The following is a 19,043-nucleotide window of genomic DNA, read 5'->3' as shown; positions in this document are numbered from 1 at the left end:
TCTCAAACACAAGTTGTTTTATTGAAATAGCAGTTAATTATATTACCCAAATACCTTCAGCGTTGGGTAGCTTTGCGTCGTAGTATCGTTGTTAATTTAGCATAAGCGGCGCACCTTGTAGCGATAATAGTGCTATTCCTACCAACTAAATTACAGAAAATACATGTATTTTTTATTACAATTTCAATTTGATTGCATACAAACGAGCGTAGGTTTAGCCCTTCGTAGACATCGCGATCGCAAAGCATCTGCCATACACTAAAATTCTTAAGAGAGTTGACCTGGGGAACATCCTAGAGTCAAGATAAAAGAGTTAGATATCTGTCAAAGCACTAAGCACATCTGATGTCGCCTGATTTCCTTTCATTTCCCTGCTTTTGGGTAAACACGAAAGGTAGGGGCGATACTTATTAACGTGGCAAAAAACTGAAAAAAGTACGCGCGGATTGCTAAAACGTGCCTGGACGTAGAGGGTTAAATGCGCCGTTGCACCCCGATGAAGCGTCAAGAAATAGCTGATTAAATCAAATTCTAAGCGATTTAATCATATATTTTGTAGCAGATACTTGTGGAAAAGAAAATGCTAGGTGTGAATGTTGTTATGAAAGTTGGCGATCGCGTCCGCGTTAAAGATTCGGTAGTGGTGTATCATCATCCTGAACATCGGAATCAGCCTTTTGATATCAAAGGTACAGAAGGCGATGTAGTAGCTATTGCCAGCCAATGGCGAGACAGACCAGTAAGCGCTAATCTACCGATTGTAGTCCAGTTTGGTAAAAAGTTTAAAGCCCACTTGCGTGAAAATGAGTTAGAAGTCATCTAAAGCACTTATCTGCGGCGAAACCACTGGAAAATATTCAGTTCGCCGCGCATTCTTTTAAGCTCTTGGCGGTTTTGTTCTGCTGTTGTATAATACCAATCACAATAACGCTGAAATTCCGCTCGCGATCGAACTTCGTGGTAAAACTCATGGGTTGTTTGGTAAGAGGCAAAAGCTTCCTCAACTTGGGGTTGAGCAACTGGAATAATATAAGGTAAATTTTTTGACATAAAGTTAATAAAGTTAGGAGTTAGGAGTTGGGAGTTAGGAGTTGGTAGTTGAGAGTTAGGAGTTAGGAGTTAGGAGTTGGGAGTTGGGAGTTTGAGGTTAAAAGTTTAGGGAATTTACTATATTTCATAATTAACAATTCATAACTCATAACTTATAATTCATAACTCATAACTCATAACTTTCTAACAACTCCTAACTTTAATTAAAGCCAACCGCGTAAGCGATAAACTAAAGAACCAATATACTCTTTGAAAGCGATGGTAAATTGGTGTAAGTTATCAGTATCAGGTAATAAATTTAGTATAGCGGCTTTGGGAGTACTACCGAGTTCTTGCAACTCACCCTCACTAACTAAAAAGTCAGTAGGTGCAGGAATAGCATTGATTCCTTGACGCTGGAAAATCTGAAGCGATCGCGGCATATGCATTGCTGAAGTTACTAATAATACTTGACGAATGCCACGAGCTGACAAAATTTTTTGGACATTTACAGCATTTTGATAAGTATTGAGAGAGTCAGGTTCTTGGACAATCGCCTCAGATGGAATACCAATAGATGTAAGGATTGTGGCCATATCTGCCGACTCTGGCGAACCACTTCCCCGCCAATCAATGCGTCCCCCACTGAGAATAATTATAGGCGCTTTTTTTTGGCGATACAGTTGTGCGGCATAGATGACGCGATCGCCTGCTTCACTTAAATCGACAGTAGGTCTTGGGGGAAAAGCTGATTTTGTTGCGCCACCCAAAACCACAATTGCATCTGCATTAGGTATTTGGGCGGGTGGAAGATTTTGCCATTCTAGCGATCGCACTAATGATTTAGCGATCCAAGCATTGCTACAAAATAGCAATAAAATTAGGGAAAAAGCAATTGCGATCGCCGCAGTCCGCGGTCGTTTCCACAAAGTCACTAATGCTACTACCAAGCTTACACAGGCTAATCCTAGTGGATAAAAAAATAGTGGCAGTAATTTGGATAGATATAAAAACATATTATTAGGGCATAGGGAATAGTGAAGAAGAAAGGGAGTAGCGAGACAAGGAAGAGGGGGTAAACAAGGAAGAAACGTTATTCAATAATTCCTCCTTGTCCTCCTTGTCCTCCTTGTCCTCCTTGTCTCCCTGTTCCCCTGCTCCCCTGCTCCCAGTCACCATTCCCTACCTTTCCCAAAACTTGTAATTGAAAGTACTTCCAGGAGCGCGACGGTAACGGCGACCGGCTCTTCTGATTTGCCGTTTGTTGATCCTTTGATTGGTTGGTTCAACTTCAACCTCTTCTGATTCTTCAACTTGTAACTGAGTTCTAGTATCTTCCTTACTTCCCCACCAAGCAGTAATCCAGCCTCCAGCTAAAGCACCTAATCCACCGAGCAAGATACTCATAGGTGCTGGATAGCCTAAATATACAAAACCCAGCATGAAAAATAACCAGTATTTCAGTCCTGCATCAACACCATCAGAGGAGGCAACAGCTGGAGCTTGGGGGCTATTATCAGTTAAATTTGCGATCCAGCTTAAGATGAAACCCCCCATGATTCCTAAGAAGATGCTTAGGGCTGGTGCGGAGCCGGTCATTATTAATATAAATGTTAAAAATGCCCCAAATAATAGTTGAGAAAAGAAGCTGGGAGAAATACTGAATAAGTCGTTCTTTTTGTCTGCCATAAAATAAAAAACTTATTTAACAAATTACTAATGACGCTCGATAGCAAAGCCTTAGCGACGTAGGAGCGTCTGACTCGCTAACGTAATTCCTAATTTTCGATTCAATTACGAATTACGAATTACGAATTACAAATTATTTTAATTGTGCCTGTTGTGGTTGAGTTGTATCCCAAATCTTTACATAAGGTTGTTCCTCTTCAGTGAAAGGTTCAGCTTGTTTGATTTGTGAGGCTAATAAATCGGCGGTAGCATCAGCAATATCACCAGTGCGATTGTTCAAACGCTCTTTTAGAACTTCAAGTGGTGCTGTGCATTGGATAATCTGAAGGGGAAGTTGATGTGTTGTAGCTTGTGCGATCGCTTCTTGGCGTAACTGCTGTTTATCATACTTGGCATCTAAAATTACCGAAAAACCTTGTTTAGCCAGGATAATTCCCAATTCTAACAGTCGTGTGTAAGTTTTCTCGGTCATCTCTGGTGTATACAAATCATTGCCACCCCGTTCCCACAACGGAATTCCCCCTAGATGTTTCCGCACCGCATCAGAACGCAGGTGAATCGCTCCCTGTTGACGGGCTAAAGACCTTGCTGTGGTACTTTTACCAGAACCCGACAACCCCGACATCAAAATTAGTTGTCCCTGCTTGGGTTTAGTGTATTCCCAAGCTTGTTTGTAATAATCAGTGGCGGTTTTTGTCGCTTCTTCCTTTACCGTCGCGGATACACTCAGATCGTCTAGTAAAAATGATGTCACCTTTGCCCGGACATAAGCCTGACGGCTTAAATACAAGGGCAACACCTGTAAGCCTTCCCAGTCTCCAGTTTGCTCTGTATAGGTATTCAAAAACGCATTACCCAAGTCTTGACGCTGGCCAGCTTCCAAATCCATCACAGTGAACGCCACATCGTACATCACATCAACAAAGCGAAACGACTCATTAAATTCAATGCAATCGAACAACAAGATTTTATCGTGCCACAGAGCAATATTTCTCAGGTGTAAATCCCCATGACATTCACGAATATAACCGTTGTGAATTCTGCTAGCAAATAATTCTGGACGTTCGGCAAAAAATTTATCTGTATATTGCTTTGTTTCTGTAAATTGCGCCTGAGTCTGGGGACCACCAATATACTTCTCAGTTTGCTGATAATTCTCATCAAAGGCAGCCCGGATATTTGCCACTTCCCCAAAAGTACGAATGTAATCATTCGTTTGTGCTTGGGCATGATATTGAGCAACCACTCGTCCCAACTCATTTAGAAGTGTCTCATTTAACTTACCTTCTTCAAAAAGGATACTTAGTAGCGACTCTTGAGGAAACTGACGCATCTTCAGCGCATATTCTACAGCCTCGCTCGTTCCCCCTAACTGGTATTGCTCCCCAACCAAAGTTATGGGCAAAACTTCTAAATATAATTCACCAGCACCGCGCTGATTTAACCGTAACTCTTCCTGACAAAAATGCTGCCGCTTATCTAAGGTAGAAAAATCCAAAAAGCCAAAATTCACAGGTTTTTTCAGTTTATAGACGTAATCCCCAGTTAACAGCACATAAGAAGCGTGGGTTTGAACTAGTTGAATAGGTTCTGTTACCTTATGAGGATAAAATCCCGGCTGCAACATTTGCTCAATTAAAGCTGGGAGAGTTACTTCTGTCATCTCTTTGCTCTGCGGGTTCAAATACAAAAAAACCAGGAGTTTCCCCCTGGCTATCATCAAAAATTATTACACACTTACGTAGCTTCAGAGGTTGTTTCACTCTCTGACTCAGCTTCATCCTCAGCAGCAGCACTGATTTGCGGCTGCGAGACGCTAACTACAACTCGCTCCGGATCGCCAAGAACTGTGACACCTTGAGGCAAGACCAGTTCGTGAACACGCAAGCTGTCTCCGAGTTGCAGGTTAGAGACATCAATTTCAATTATTTCCGGGATGTTTTCTGGCGCACAGGTGACTTGCAATTCAGTGATAACAGTGTCTAAAAAACCCCCTTCCTGTTTAACACCAACAGCAGTTCCCACATAACGCAGCGGTACTTCTACAGTGGTGTCGCCGTGGCCAGCAACCGCGAAAAAGCTGAGGTGATAAGGCGTACCTTTGGCTGGATGGATCTGAAGTTCCCGCAGCAAGGTTTTACCGCGCCAAGGTGCATCAGCAATATTCAACTCAATCAAGGTGTTGTTGACGGAAGCTCTTTTGAGCAAACGCTCAACAGTTTTAGCTTCAATGGTCAAAGAAATGGATTCTGTACCCTTATGACCATACAAATTGGCAGGTATCAATCCTGCACGGCGCAAAGCTTTTGGCTTGCTGCCTTCTGGACGTTTTTGAGATTCGACTGTAATAGCCATAGAAGTTGTTAATTAGAGTTAGTTGTGAATTAGAGTTAGGAGTTAGGAGTTTGGAGTTTGGAGTTTGGAGTTTGGAGTTTGGAGTTAGGAGTTTGGAGTTTGGAGTTTGGAGTTTTGATTTAATTACTCATTTTTCACTCTTCACTCTTAACTCTTAACTGTTCACTTTTAACTCCTAACTCTTCACTCTTAACTCCTCACTCTTAACTAAGCACTAAGTAGGGTAGCAGGTGTACCGTCGGGGTGCAATAAAGCGCGTTTGGGCCCGTGGATTGGGTCTTCTACGATTATGGTTTGATCGCGGCTGGCTCCTAATGAGACGATCGCGATCGGAACTTCCATCAATTCGGCTAAGAATTTCAGATAATCCAATGCTGCTTGTGGCAAGTCTTCTAGGGTGCGACAGTGAGTTGTTGACACTTTCCACCCTGGCAAGGTTTTGTAGATGGGACGACATCTAGCAAATTGACGAGAACTGGTGGGGAAGTGTTCGCTGCGATCGCCATCTATGTCATAAGCGACACAAACTTTGATTTCTTCTAATTCATCAAGAACATCTAGTTTGGTCAGCGCCATACAATCCATGCCGTTAATCCGCACGGCATAGCGACCGATGACTGCATCAAACCAGCCACAGCGCCGTTTGCGTCCGGTGGTTGTGCCAAATTCCGCACCGCGATCACACAATAATTCTCCCAATTTTCCATCTAATTCGGTGGGAAATGGCCCCTCTCCCACACGAGTTGTATAGGCTTTCGACACCCCAATTACCCGGTCAATCATTGTCGGTCCTACCCCAGTACCAACGCAAGCCCCACCCGCCACTGGGTTAGAGGAGGTAACATAGGGATAAGTTCCATGATCTAAGTCTAGGAGCGTACCTTGTGCGCCTTCAAACAAAATATTGCGCCGTCTTTGAATCGCATCGGATATTTTCAACGATGTATCAACAACGTAAGGCCGCAAGCGTTCTGCATACCCCAAATACTGCTCGATCACCTCTTGTGGATCTAGAGGCGGCAAGTTGTAAAGCTTTTCTAAAATGACGTTTTTATAATTGATCGTCCATTCCAGCTGCTCGCGCAACCCATCCGGGTCCATCAAGTCTAAAACCCGAATCCCTGTCCGTTCAGATTTGTCAGCATAAGTCGGCCCAATACCCCGACCTGTTGTGCCGATCTTATAGCTTCCCCGTCGTTCTTCAGATGCCTGGTCAATCAATCGATGATAAGGCATCGTTACGTGGGCTGTCTCAGATATCAGCAGGTGGTCAGTGGAAATATTTAATTCTTTTAGTTGGTCGAGTTCTGCGATCAAAATCTGTGGGTCGATCACTGTTCCACAGCCGATAATGCAATCGGTATTTGGATACAAAATCCCAGAGGGAATCAAATGCAGTTTAAAGGTCTGACCTTTAACTACAATCGTGTGTCCAGCATTGACACCCCCTTGGTAACGCACCACAACATCTGCGGAACGGCTGAGTAAGTCAGTTATTTTACCTTTTCCTTCATCGCCCCATTGGGCACCTATGACAATGACGTTAGCCAAGAGCTTATATTAAGAAGTAAAGTTTCCACAAACTATTATTATTAACATATTGCGTGAATCATGTCAATAATCAAAATATCCCGCCCGGAACTAAAGTTCCGGGCTGATAGTTAAAGGCTTCTTTTAGAGGACTAAACAAGAAATTTAGTTTAGTCCTCTAAAAGAAGCCTTTGGTTATGAGACTTGGAATTTATTCCGAGGCGGGATAGATACACTCACTGCACCAACACTTGTGTGTACACCGTAGCCTTTTAGGAGAGAGAAATAAGAAATAGAAGAGAGGTTTTTCAGATACCGTGAAAAGTCAGGTTGGGGGAGAGGTCAAAAAAGGGCTTGTCGAATTCACGTAATTTTAGATTTGAGAGTTTTGATTAAAAGGCAACGACGGGAATTGCACCCGTATCTCCTGGTGTACTCCAAGGAATTCTACTGTTTGAACTACGTTGCTGGGGCAGAGAACCGAATCGAACGGTTGCCTTCCGCTTTGAACGGCGAACGCTCTACCATTAAGCTACACTGCCAGAAATTACCAATCTATTTCTCTATAATCCTTAAATAATTTAGCAAAAGGTGTTTTACCTTGGTTAATTCCTAGATAAATTGGGTCACAAATGCGTGCAACCGCATCATTGACATCAAAGGGAGGATAAACACCACGTTCTTGCATGGATTTTGCTTGATGATAGGGATGTTGAAAGCTAATCCATCCAGGGTCTACTGCATTCATAAAAATACGATGTTTAGCGTATTCTTTGGCACAGGTACGGGTCATTTGATTGAGAGCAGCCTTTGCCATATTGGTGTGGGGATGTCGCCAGGGTTTGTCAACATCGTTAAATCGCCCCTCCATTGAAGAAACATTAATAATGTATTTATTAGTTTCTTTGGAGTTGCTCATTAATTGCTTGAGTCTACTGTTAATCACAAATGGAGCGATCGCATTAATTATATGCACTTCCAATAATTCTAAAATACTGACTTCATCATCCTTCATCAGCCAGCTATTAAAGGGACGTAAGTCAAGTTGTTGTCCATCATCGGTATACCCTCCTAAAGGGAAAGCCGAATTATCTACGCTGTCTACGGGAATTAAAGGAATTTGGGAGAGGAAAGCAGAATTTTCGGTAAATGTGGCTTTTTCTTCTGTATTACCTAATAGTGTTGGATTCTCAGCCTTCACTCCATGATTATGGCTGACTAACACCTGTATTTCTGGCGGTAGTTCCCCGAAAGGTAGTGATTCAAACTCAATTAAATGACGATAAAACGCAGGCGGACGACGTACTGTTTGTGCTGCATTATTGATAATAATGTCGAGTCGCGGATAAAACTTGCAAACGTGTTGGGTAAATTGCTCAACACTGTGGAGATGGCGCAAATCGAGTCCGTAAATTTGCAAACGATGTTGCCATTCTAGAAAATCTGGCTCTGTTGCGTACCTTTTTGCCGCATCATGAGGAAAACGGCTTGTTGCGATCGCAGTTGCACCATTTCGCAACAGTCTCAATGCTACGCCATAACCAATCTTTACCCTGGCTCCTGTGACAATGGCAATTGTACCCCGTAAATCAGCAGTTTGTTGACGCTTGCTGAAGTTAAGATTTCCACACTCAATACAGAGTCCAGTGTAAAAACTATGACCTTGTAAAAAAGTTGTCTTGCAGACAATGCAACGTGGTAGTTTGGTCATTAGTCATTTTTGGTATTATTGCCTTGCATACCTGTAGCTCACTGGGTTGAAAATGGCTATATTCCATCTAAACTGCATTGCCCATATTACTGTAAAAATGAATTTATATTAAAAACTAGCTGATTTATTTGTAACTATTATGTATAAATCATCATTCCCAAAAATTCAGATATTTACAACTTTAAGAGATTGTATTTTGCTACCCGTGTTATCAAAATCTTTAAAATCTTCTCAGTATTTGTTTTTAATATTTAATCTTAACTGATGAAAGGCATCTGCGGCAGAAAGGGCGATCGCACGATCAAAAAATGGTATCGAGTCCAAAAGCTGAAAGCAATATTCATCTTAGCATTGGCAGTTGTATTTACTAATGCTGTAGTTTCGTATAGTAACACTGTGAAGTTAATTCACAACCAACAATGGCTAACATACTCTTATAAAGTTATTAGCCAAATTGAAAGTATCCAATCTACACTCAAAGATACTGAAACTGCACAACGTAGTTATTTAATTACAGCAGATGCAGATGATTTCCAAACTTATCTTGCAGCTGCTCAACAAATAAATAGCAATATTCATAATTTCAAAAAACTAACTGCTAATAACCGTCAAAAGCAGCAGTGGATTGCTTTGCTAGAGCCGAAAGTTACCAACAGACTCAACATTTTGCAACAAGAAATTTACCTCAGAAAAAACCAGGGATTAGAAGCAGTTCGGCAGCAAATATTATCTGATAATGACAAACAAATTGGCAAAGAGATTCAACAACTGATTAACGACTCTTTGAAGGCAGAGAAAAATTTATTACAGCAGGAAATGCAGCAGTCACAAGCAAATTCCCAAAAGGCGATAGTGACATTTTTTATCGCTGCAATTGTGGATTTGGTGTTGGTGGCGTTGCTATATGATTTGTTGTGGCGTTATCTCAGGCAACTTCAGCAGACAGAACTGGCCCTACGTCAAAGCGAAAATCGTTTACGCGCCATGATAGATGCAGAACCAGAATGCATCCAGCTAATTGCCAGAGATGGCACCCTTTTAGAAATTAATGCAGAAGGGCTGGCAATGATGGAAGTGGAAAGTGCTGATATCTTGATTGGTAAACCAGTTGATGCGCTAATTGTACCAGAGTATAGAGCCGCCTTTGCCGACTTGCATGAAAGTGTCTGCCAAGGTAATAAAGGGACTTTGGAGTTTGAAATAGTAGGATGTAAAGGCACTCGCCGCTACATAGCAACTCATGCCGTACCACTACGTAACGAATCTGATGGCACGTTCATCCATTTGGCACTGACGCGAGATATCACCCAGCAGAAACAGGCAGAACAGAAAATTCGCGAGCAAGCGGCGCTGTTAGATGTATCAACTGATGCAATTTTAGTACGAAATATCCACAACCAAATCCTATTCTGGAATAAAGGTGCCCAGAGTCTATACGGCTGGAAGGCTGAGGAAGTTGTGGGTAAGAATGTTTTACAACTTTTATATAAAGAGATTTCACCACAGCTAGAAGATGCTTACTTGAGGGTGATGAATACAGGTGAGTGGCGGGGTGAGTTGCATCAACTGACAAGGGAAGGCAAAGTAATTATTGTTGAAAGTCGGTGGACACTAATACCAGATGAGAATGGACAACCCAAATCTATTTTGAGTGCGAATACTGAGATTACGCAACAGAAACAACTAGAAGCTCAACTTCTGCGATCGCAACGTTTGGAGAGTATCGGCACTCTAGCTGGCGGTATCGCTCACGACCTCAACAATATACTATCGCCAATTTTAATGTCAGTTCAACTATTGCAGAAGAAATTGCCCGATCCGCAGAGTCAGCAAATATTGCAAACTTTAGAAAATAATGTCAAACGCGGCGCTAATTTGCTTAAACAAGTGTTATCTTTTGCACGCGGTATTGAAGATAAACGGACAATTGTGGAAATTCAGCCTTTGATGGCAGAGATTGAGCAAATTATCGCTCAAACATTCCCTAAATCCATTATTTGCCAAATAGATATCCCTAAAAATCTCTGGTACGTTCGTGGAGATATAACTCAACTACATCAGGTATTGATAAACTTAGTAATCAATGCCCGCGATGCTATGCCCAATGGCGGTATTCTTCGGATTGCGGCGGAAAATCTGGTGATTGGCGAACATTCTACCCAGATAAATATTGATGCGAAAGTTGGTTCTTATATTGCGATCGTGGTGACGGATACTGGTATAGGGATGTCGTCAGAAGTCCAGCAAAGAATTTTTGAACCATTTTTCACTACCAAAGAGGTAGGCAAAGGTACAGGTTTAGGACTTTCTACGGCATTGGGTATTATTAAGAATTACGGTGGTTTTGTCAATGTTTACAGTCAATTAGGCAGAGGTACTCAATTCACAGTGTACTTACCTGCCTCAACATTCAAAGACACACATTCGCTGTCTCAACAATTGGAATCAGATAAAAAACTTTTTACTTAAAGTTTTGATAAAGTCAGCGTTTAATTACGTAGTTGAATTGATTTTATCCAACTTAGTTGGTATGATAGTTTCAGTTGAAAACACCAACTTGTATAAAAGCATACGCAATCAATACTGTTGAATAATTCATAAGTTTAAACGCTCAGATCGAAACTGTTTAAGCATTATTTAAGCTGTTTCACACTTTTTAAATCATATATGGTCGTGTTGGCTGTTGAGTGTTAACTCTTGACTGTCAACTGTCAGCAGTCAATAAAACTCACTCCTTCACTATGCAATAAATATGTGTTTTAGCTTACCAAAAATGAGAAAGTAATTTTTTTCTTACTTATGGGCTGTTAAAAATGATGAAATGTTAGAAAATATCAAGAGATAATTTATGTTAGAAAGAAAGTTTTTTCAAAAACCATTAATGGTTATTCTGGGGTTAGCATTAGTTACTGTTTCTACCGCTCAACCTTCTAAAGCTGCTACCTTGACTTATCAGGGAGATACAACAAACGAACCGATTTGGCGGCGTGTAGCACCAGGGAATCCTCCCACTCTTATCAGTGGTGAAAAAGATGGAAATTTGGGAATGAGTGTACCTTACAGTGTATTTGATTTTACGGTCGATCGATCGGGTTTATATAATATAAGTGGTGAATCTCAACCGACGCCACCTGCAAATAGAAAATGGGATATTTTCTTAGCTTTATATCAGGATAGTTTCAATCCTACTGAACAATTAAGCAATGTGATTATAGCAAGTACTACTACTAATGGTAGTACTGTTACTTTCAACCGAGAACTCCTTACAGGACAGAAATACTTTTTAGTTACTACCGGTCGTCGAGTCAATGATTTTGGCCAGTTTAGCAACACAATAAGTGGTTTGGGTCAAATTACACCAATTCCTGAATCAGATTCAATATCTGCTATGTTAGTCACGGGTGGTATAACTTTACTACTGTATAAGCGAAAAGTAGGTTTAAGAATACAGCATTTAACTCATTTTGGCGACTGAGGTATATATTCTTTCTTAATAAAGTTATTTTTTACCAACTATTTGGAACAATAGTAGTAATTATTACAATTCCTACAACTAAATGAGATTAGGTTTAGTGGGAATCTTGATTGAGCTATTTATTTGTCAGCCGATCATAAAACTAAAATGAGTGTTTTCTTCTCAGATGAGGCGATCGCTAGGTTAATTCAGGAAGATGTTCCCTACCTAGATTTGACAACCTATGGACTTGGCATTGGCAAGCAACCTGGTGAAATCGAGTTTTCTACCCGTCATCCAATGACTATTTGCGCTATTGAAGAAGCAGCCAGAGTATTAAAATATTGTGGTGCCGAAGTTCATTATCAAGTTGAAAGTGGTACAGTCTGCCAAGAGAAGCAATTAATTCTTCAAGCTAGTGGCACTGCTCAAGCTTTGCACAGTGGCTGGAGAGTTGCTTTAAATTTGATAGAATACGCCTCCGGTATTGCTTCGCGTACAAGAGTATTAGTAGATACTGCTAAAACAGTAAATCAGTCAGTTTCTATTGTGACTACTCGTAAATGTTTTCCAGGTACTAGAGCGCTTTCCATCAAAGCAGTTCTAGCAGGCGGAGGATTTTTTCATCGCTTAGGATTATCTGAAACAGTTCTGATCTTTAACCAACACTTGATATTCCTGGGAGGTATAGTTGGGTTAATTGAGCGCATGAATGAACTGCGACGACAGTTTCCAGAACAACATATTTGCGTTGAAGTAGATACACCAAAAGATGCTTGGATGGCTGCTGGTGCAGGTGTAGATTTAATTCAGTTTGATAAAATTCCCCTACCAGACCTTGAGCCTCTAGTTTTGAAATTGAAGCAGCAGTATCCAAAGTTAAAACTAGCAGCAGCTGGTGGTATTACCTCTGAAAATATAAAGGATTATGCTAGTACTGGTGTAGATATTTTAGTGACAAGTTCACCGTACTTTGGTAAACCGTGCGATATTGCAGTCAAAATGACGATGGTACAGTAGACATTCTTAATTTAGTTTGATACTTAAGATTGCAGTTGTTAAAACGTAGGAGTTGAGCCAGAAAGAACAGCGCTTAGGCAAAACTTAGAGCGGAAGTAAGTGGGCGTTTTACGAAGCTCTTAAGCAGTTAATGAAATAGAGCGATATAGCCATCTATCGCTCTATTCACTGCACCAGTAATTGTAGCTTTTATTTGGTCTATTGATTGTCTACACGGAGTAGTCTAGTCGTTCTATGCTTTTGCTTCAACTATAGTGTCGGGACAACTACAACCCTTCCACATAACTCGGACAGTTTTCCAATTTACAGGTGAATCTCACTTATAAAAAGTTTATTAGCTTGATAGTTACCTATTTATAAGGCAAATAACGACGGCTTCGTTTATCTACAACATTAAGCTGAACTATTTTAAAAAGAAATAAAAATTAATTTTGTTAGTGTTTGATTACTATATTAGTTGGTATTTTACTCAATAAGTTGGTATTATCTTCATTAGATTACACAGATACACTTATCCATTTGGAAAAACGCAAATCTAACAAGAGGTTTGCGACTAATTTTGGCGTCAGGATTCATTAGTTTTTAATATGAGTTATTAAAAACTAGCTATTTAGTAGCGTCTGGTAAGGAGTTGAAAGTTTAACGATAGAACCGTTTTTATTTTTATCTAACAAAATCTATTGTCAAATTGCTCAATTTTGGCGATAACGATACTAATTTTTGGTAAGCAAATAGCTTTGAGCAAAACTATCTAGTTTTTTCAATATTCAATAGTAAACGGAGAAATGTTTTATGCGTTTTACCCGCCAGATACCCATTGCGTCTCTAATGCTATCGATACTGGTTTTATGGCAGCCTACTTTAGCTGACTCCAGGAGCGATCTTCCCTGGGGTCGAGAAGAAAAAACACCTTCTGTCTGGGATAAAAATAAGTGTCTTGGAGGTTCTTCGCAAAGTTTTCGCTTGGGTGGAGAACTCAAGAATCCAGCCACTTATAACTTGCAAAAACTGCGAAATTTACAAGATGCTTTAAAAAAACAAAATCCAGCATTAGTTACTGAAGTTACTGTGAGCTTTCAAACCGGCTCAGGGCCACGAACAGAAACATACTATGGAGTTCCTCTATGGGAATTGATTAATAATCCGAAAGCCGGAGGTGGTCTAAAACCTGGGAATTCTGGGGTGAATAGTAAAAACTCTTTTCTGAGGCAATATGTTCTAGTTGACGCCACAGATTGCTATGGTGCAGTCGTAGCTATTGGTGAAATTCAACCTAATTTTGAAGGGAAAACAGTGCTAGTTGCATTTGAAAAAAAAGGTAGTGATGGTAAAGTAGTGCCTTTAACAGACGAAGGATTTGCTCGTTTAGTAGTTCCAGGTGACAAAGCTGGAGGTCGTTACGTTAGTAATGTGAGAAATATTGTCATATTATCTGCTCCTCCTTCTCCTTTGAAACCAAAATATTTCTGATATACAGACTAAGGTTGTCAATCTCAATAATATCAGCAATAACTTCTGGAGAGATTTGTAAATCTCTTGAGTATCACTGGCGTAAAACAAGTTTTACGCCTACCATATCTTCAATAATTAACAAAGCCGAATACGGTTTGGATCAGCTGTTGAAGCAGGGGAGAAAAAAGAGTTATTAAGCAATAATTCTTTCTCAATAACTGCTCAATAACTGCTTGCCTTAACTGATAACTTTCTTAACCGAAGATTGTAAGTAACAAAGTCAACATTTGTCTATATAAAGTAATTGACATTTTTCCAACTAAGTTGGTAATGTGAGCTTTGAGGATAAAATACCCAAAAACTTGAAGATTTTAGCGAACAGATGAAAAAATATTTTTTGACAGGTTCTTTGGCAGCTTGTGCCTTTAGTGTTCTGATACCAAATCAAGCTTTTGCAGCTAATCTCAACTTATATGGAGCAGGTAGTTTAAGAAATGCACTAACGGAAGTCAGCCAAGACTTCACCGAAGAAACAGGAATAGGAACGAATACAGTATTTGGGCCATCAGGGATTAGAGAGCAAGCAATAGAAACAGAACTCCAACTGGGACAACCTACTGCTGATGTCTTTGCTAGTGCAGATATTGGAAATCCCCAAAAACTCTACAGTAAGGGGTTGAGCAGTCAGCCAGTGGAATTTACTCAAAACCAGATTGTAGCGGTGTTTTCATCAAAGTATTCCCAGGCAAAAATTACACCAAATCAGGTGTTAGATTACTTACTAAATCCCAACATTAAGTTGGGAATTGCAACACCTATATTAGATCCTCTTGGAGACTATACTCAACAGATATTTACTCAAGCTAATTCAAAAAAACCTGGTAGTTTTGATACCCTCAATAGTAAAGCCTTGCAATTAACAGGTGGAAGGAATTCCCCAATAGTCCCATCAGGACAAGACAGCTTAGTATATTTTCTAGACAAAACTCAGCAAGCAGATGTTTTCTTAAGTTACTATACTGGCGCGATCGCATCGCAAAAAATTGATCCGAGCCTGCAAGTAGTTGGGCTACCAGATTATTTGTCTGTTGCAGCACCATTCGGTTTAACAGTTATCAAAAATGCTGACCCAAATGCACAGAAACTAGCAGATTATATTTTGTCAGACAAAGGACAGCAAGTTTTGCATAAGTATGGCTTTATTAGCTCCAGCAAATCAGTACCCGAACCCAACTATGTTTGGGGACTATTACTAGCTGCGATTATGGGTTTAGCACTCAAGAAAAAATTGGCAGAACAAACTGTTAAATAAGCTACCAAAAAATAGTACTGAACCCAAAGCTGTATAAACATGAAAAAATACTTACTCGCTGCTTCACTAACTAGCTGCATTTTTAACATAATTGTCAGCAACAAAACTTTTGCTGCTAACATTGGAACCTCGCCTCAAACAGAACCTTCTTCAGTTGTTTTATTTGGTGCTGGCAGTTTGAGAGCAGGTCTTTCTGAAGTAGCTGATGATTTCACTAAGGAAAATGGTATTCCTGTAGAAACGAGTTTTAATCATTCTGATATCCAGCGCGATCGCATAATACAAGGAGGGGAAAAACCTGATATTTTTGCTAGTGCTGATACTGATAAACCACTCGAAGTATATGAGAAAGGTTTGGGTGGACCAGTGGTAAAGTTCGCTAGCAATCGTTTAGTTGCTGTCACTAGAGCTGATTCGTCTTTAACATCCAGTAACTTTTTGGAACAGTTACCTAATCTTCGGATAGGTACACCGCCTGACACCGATCCTTTGGGATACTATGCACAGGTCGTATATAAAAAAGCCGATCGAATCAAACCAGGGAGTTTTCAAAAGTTAAATAAAAACACTGCTTTTTTCTCACCAAACAAAATAGAGAATCTGGGTAATTCAGGGCTGATGCCACAGATAATACCACAAAACAGGAATGATTCAGGTGGTAGTATATATTATTCTTTGGAAGAAAGTCCTGAGCCAGTAGATGTCAATCTGGCATATTATACTAGCGCTTTGTTAGCATTACAAGTTCCATCTGATTCAACAAGTCTGAAGCTGGTCGAATTACCACAAAACCTAGCAGTCAAAGCTGATTATGGTTTAACAGTATTAAATGATGCCAGTTCAGATGGTCAAAAATTAGCTAATTACATTATTTCATCAAATGGACAAAAAGTACTGGCGAAATATGGATTTAGCGCCCCCTCTACTTCTATTCCTGAACCTAATACTATAGGTGGAAGTATCCTTGCAATGGGCTTAGTTTTTGCCCTTAAGAAAAAACGAGTATTTGTTTGTCACAAGTAAATAGCTAAAGTAAAAGAACACTAGGCCGAGAAAAAAAAGTATTACAAAATCTAATAGCACTTGAGTTTATCCTCAACGAATTCACATTCGAGCTATTAGATACTTTAACTCTTGCTCGATTTATGGTTCAGAATTTTTTCCAAATTATCATTCAAAGCACAGAAAAATACGTCTTCATTTACGGTTGATGCTTGCATACTGCATGGCTATCCCCTGACTCTGGCTATTTCTGGTGCTTGTCTTTAAACCAGATAATTTGTTCAAGACCTTTGTTCAACAAGCATCTCTTAATTTATTCTTGTTCGGGATACCGTCTTTTGAAAAGAGCCGCACCCTAATCATTTAACATTACACAGGCTTGTTTATAAACTGTTATTGCATTTAATAAAACCTGACTACGCCATGTTAGATCGGAGGGTGAAAAGACCTCTAGCAATCGCTGCTTAGAGGGAGCAAACAAGTTTTTCTGTGCATAGTGATGCAGTCGATTCTCGTTGCGTAACGCAGCTAAAACATGGAGCATATTATAGGTGCCAAACTCACACGTAATCCCATCGTAGCGGACACCCTGAAGACGTTGAGCTAGAGCGCGGGTAAAGCCACCACGGACTAGGTAGCCACCTTTGCGATCGTAACGGCTTTTCAACCTAGAGCCAAACGCACGCTCCGCTCGTGCGACTTGCTCTGGATTAGACTCTCCTTCAAGTAGCAAAGATATCTCGCTAAACTTACCAAGACCACTGTGCAAATCAACGTGTACAATTCTCTCTCGATGACTCAGCGTTTTGTCGAGAAATAATAATAGCCGAGACAACCCAGGCTGTAACGATTTACCACCAAAGAACAAACCTTGGGGATACTCATATTGCCCAGTAACCACAGCACTTTTCACGTTCTCGTAGCCATGTTGAAGTACTGCCTTTATAACTAGCAATAAAAAGAAATCTCTTGTTGGTGGCGAAGGTGGATTCAGCAGAGGGTCGAGGAGACTATAAGTCGGATGTACGCCTTGGTACTCCTTTTCTTCTGCGAGAAAGTTACGATTCAGGTCTACGTTTGCGTTATCCACGCGTCGCAGATTTGCCATTCCCCAAGGGTTGAGTACATGCAGCCAAAGCGTAGAGATTTCAGAGTTAAGAGAAAGCAAATAAAGTTGAGCAGCACTACCAGCAAATCCCTCAATGCCGTGAAGTCCGCTACTAAAGACTAGGACGTGAGGAGACTTGGAGTCTCCCGACCAAGCCCAGTCAATAGTCAGACCATCACCAACCTCTATAGCTCCGTGTTCTAACAAATGCGTTGTTTTTCGGAAACGTTCTTGAGCTTGCGCGTAGTCTTGAGAAAACCAAGAGTAAATATCATCCATTTAATTCACATTTGATTGTGACAGTTTTGGACTTTCGCTATGTTTATACAAGCGATCGTGGATTGTTTGGCATAATGCGATCGCCTCACTAGTACTGACAATATGCCTTAGTACTAAGCTATTACCATTAAATTCACTAATTAGCAGAGAATTTCGGCGATGTGCGTCAATACCAGACTCAGCTAGGAACTTGACAGCATCAAAAAAACCGCAAGTAACTACAAGCATTGGCGTTTTTTGGTCTTCGAGTAAAATAACAGGAATATTCGCTAGTTGTAGCTTAAGTCTGGCAATCTCGAAATCTCGTTTTGACGCAAACTCTAGAACAATCGATCGAGGATCGAGTATGGTAGCCTTTGATGTCTTGCCATCACCAATTACTGTCCCAATGCGATAATCATCCCGATTATGCCGACACACGATTTGCACTCCTTTATCTTTGGCAACTTGTAGTGATTTATAGTGCAAGACTTTTGCCCCACTGAGTGAAAAGTTGATTGCGGTGTCAAAAGATACAGCTTTAAGAAGTCTAGTGTTTTGGATGAGATTCGGATCGGCGCTGTAAATGCCATTGACATCAGAAAAAATCTCGCAACTTTCAAGTTCAAGCGTCGTTGCTAGTGTCACAGCAGTAAAGTCAGAACTGTTTCTACCAAGAAATGTGGGACGATTATGGCTATCAACTGCTTGACCACCAGGAACTACTACAATATCAACTTCTGTAAGTGCTTGTTTTAAACCTGCTCCATCAATTTTTTGGATCGAAGCACGGGAAAAGTTAGAGTCTGTAATAATACCTAGTTGATAGCCAGACAGTACTTTTGCAGAAATACCTGTTGCTTCGACTGCTAAACGAAGCAGATTTGCCCCGATAGTATCAGCAAGTGGAAGAAGTGAGTCAAGGGCTTCGGGTGATGGATTTGTGTTGACTTCCAAAGCAAGTTTATGAAACTCATCCGTCAAACCAGCCATTGCACTAACAACTACTACAAGCTTGTCGCTATCTTGTTCAAGCCGAGATTTGAGAAATGCTGCAATGGTGTTGAAATCAGTACTACGTTGAAAGGTTGACCCACCGAACTTGAGGACGCGGATTTGCATT

Annotated in this window: 16 protein-coding genes and 1 tRNA gene; 7 read left to right on the top strand and 10 right to left on the bottom strand. The window is 40.5% G+C overall.

The window, feature by feature from the left end:
- Positions 1–601 precede the first annotated feature (601 nt).
- A complete protein-coding gene (locus tag NSTC731_RS33165) occupies positions 602–823 on the top strand; it encodes a ferredoxin-thioredoxin reductase variable chain (RefSeq protein WP_445632227.1) in 222 nt (73 codons plus the stop codon).
- Between the two features lie 5 nt (positions 824–828).
- Here NSTC731_RS33165 and NSTC731_RS33160 read toward each other — a convergent pair whose 3' ends face one another.
- The 8 genes from NSTC731_RS33160 to NSTC731_RS33125 all read right to left on the bottom strand — a co-directional run bounded on the left by NSTC731_RS33160 (position 829) and on the right by NSTC731_RS33125 (position 8,314).
- Positions 829–1,050 (bottom strand): hypothetical protein, encoded by a 222-nt coding sequence (locus NSTC731_RS33160; RefSeq protein ID WP_445628663.1) that lies wholly within the window; start codon positions 1,048–1,050, stop codon positions 829–831.
- Between the two features lie 203 nt (positions 1,051–1,253).
- Positions 1,254–2,045, bottom strand: a complete 792-nt coding sequence (locus NSTC731_RS33155) for a YdcF family protein (protein WP_445628662.1) — start codon at positions 2,043–2,045, stop codon at positions 1,254–1,256.
- A gap of 166 nt (positions 2,046–2,211) precedes the next feature.
- Positions 2,212–2,718, bottom strand: coding sequence for a hypothetical protein (locus NSTC731_RS33150; RefSeq protein WP_445628661.1), 507 nt, complete (start codon positions 2,716–2,718; stop codon positions 2,212–2,214).
- A 133-nt stretch (positions 2,719–2,851) separates the two neighbouring features.
- On the bottom strand, positions 2,852–4,381 hold the full coding sequence (locus tag NSTC731_RS33145) for a bifunctional aminoglycoside phosphotransferase/ATP-binding protein (RefSeq protein WP_445628660.1): 1,530 nt from the start codon (positions 4,379–4,381) through the stop codon (positions 2,852–2,854).
- Positions 4,382–4,455: 74 nt separating this feature from the next.
- Entirely contained in the window at positions 4,456–5,073 is a 618-nt protein-coding gene (locus tag NSTC731_RS33140) for a 50S ribosomal protein L25/general stress protein Ctc (protein ID WP_445628659.1), read from the bottom strand.
- A gap of 207 nt (positions 5,074–5,280) precedes the next feature.
- Positions 5,281–6,624, bottom strand: coding sequence for an adenylosuccinate synthase (locus NSTC731_RS33135; RefSeq protein ID WP_445628658.1), 1,344 nt, complete (start codon positions 6,622–6,624; stop codon positions 5,281–5,283).
- 449 nt (positions 6,625–7,073) lie between these two features.
- Positions 7,074–7,145: transfer RNA gene (locus tag NSTC731_RS33130), tRNA-OTHER, on the bottom strand.
- 5 nt (positions 7,146–7,150) lie between these two features.
- Positions 7,151–8,314: an SDR family NAD(P)-dependent oxidoreductase gene (locus NSTC731_RS33125; protein WP_445628657.1), complete on the bottom strand. Its 1,164-nt coding sequence runs from the start codon at positions 8,312–8,314 to the stop codon at positions 7,151–7,153.
- Between the two features lie 264 nt (positions 8,315–8,578).
- Between NSTC731_RS33125 and NSTC731_RS33120 the strand changes: the two genes are divergently transcribed.
- From NSTC731_RS33120 to NSTC731_RS33095, 6 genes are all read left to right on the top strand, one after another.
- Complete coding sequence (locus NSTC731_RS33120; protein WP_445628656.1) at positions 8,579–10,783, top strand: PAS domain S-box protein; 2,205 nt, start codon at positions 8,579–8,581, stop codon at positions 10,781–10,783.
- A 379-nt stretch (positions 10,784–11,162) separates the two neighbouring features.
- Complete coding sequence (locus NSTC731_RS33115; RefSeq protein WP_445628655.1) at positions 11,163–11,789, top strand: PEP-CTERM sorting domain-containing protein; 627 nt, start codon at positions 11,163–11,165, stop codon at positions 11,787–11,789.
- Between the two features lie 147 nt (positions 11,790–11,936).
- Positions 11,937–12,788: a ModD protein gene (gene modD, locus NSTC731_RS33110; protein WP_445628654.1), complete on the top strand. Its 852-nt coding sequence runs from the start codon at positions 11,937–11,939 to the stop codon at positions 12,786–12,788.
- 792 nt (positions 12,789–13,580) lie between these two features.
- Positions 13,581–14,258: a hypothetical protein gene (locus NSTC731_RS33105; protein WP_445628653.1), complete on the top strand. Its 678-nt coding sequence runs from the start codon at positions 13,581–13,583 to the stop codon at positions 14,256–14,258.
- Positions 14,259–14,622: 364 nt separating this feature from the next.
- Positions 14,623–15,552, top strand: coding sequence for a molybdate ABC transporter substrate-binding protein (gene modA / locus NSTC731_RS33100; RefSeq protein ID WP_445628652.1), 930 nt, complete (start codon positions 14,623–14,625; stop codon positions 15,550–15,552).
- A 39-nt stretch (positions 15,553–15,591) separates the two neighbouring features.
- Positions 15,592–16,575: a substrate-binding domain-containing protein gene (locus NSTC731_RS33095; protein ID WP_445628651.1), complete on the top strand. Its 984-nt coding sequence runs from the start codon at positions 15,592–15,594 to the stop codon at positions 16,573–16,575.
- A gap of 334 nt (positions 16,576–16,909) precedes the next feature.
- On the opposite strand, the gene NSTC731_RS33090 is transcribed toward NSTC731_RS33095, so the two are convergent.
- Positions 16,910–17,941, bottom strand: a complete 1,032-nt coding sequence (locus tag NSTC731_RS33090) for a DUF2817 domain-containing protein (protein WP_445628650.1) — start codon at positions 17,939–17,941, stop codon at positions 16,910–16,912.
- A complete protein-coding gene (locus tag NSTC731_RS33085; RefSeq protein ID WP_445628649.1) occupies positions 17,942–19,042 on the bottom strand; it encodes an amino acid kinase family protein in 1,101 nt (366 codons plus the stop codon).
- Position 19,043: the final 1 nt, after the last annotated feature.

Source organism: Nostoc sp. DSM 114167 (assembly GCF_052692655.1).
Note: the sequence above shows the minus strand (reverse complement) of the source record. Positions and strands in the feature narration are given on the sequence as shown.